The sequence below is a fragment of the Bacillus cereus group sp. BfR-BA-01309 genome (genome assembly GCF_022664315.1).
In the GTDB taxonomy this organism is placed as follows: domain Bacteria; phylum Bacillota; class Bacilli; order Bacillales; family Bacillaceae_G; genus Bacillus_A; species Bacillus_A mobilis.
Window position 1 is genome coordinate 1 of the sequence record NZ_JAKUHE010000084.1, and the last position, 248, is coordinate 248.

The following is a 248-nucleotide window of genomic DNA, read 5'->3' on the forward strand; positions in this document are numbered from 1 at the left end:
GATCAGGTTGATAGGTTCGAGGTGGAAGCATGGTGACATGTGGAGCTGACGAATACTAATAGATCGAGGACTTAACCATATAATATGTAGCGATGTTATCTAGTTTTGAAGGAATATAAAAAACTTGTTGACTTTAAAAGTTAAATGAGTTACAATAATTCTTGTCTTAAATGAATACAGTCTGGTAATGATGGCAGAGAGGCCACACCCGTTCCCATACCGAACACGGAAGTTAAGCTCTCTAGCGC

1 rRNA gene is annotated in these 248 nt (G+C 39.1%); it reads left to right on the plus strand.

What is annotated here, in order from left to right:
- Nucleotides 1–180: 180 nt before the first annotated feature.
- Nucleotides 181–248, plus strand: a 5S ribosomal RNA gene (gene rrf, locus MR115_RS29745); the annotation flags it as partial.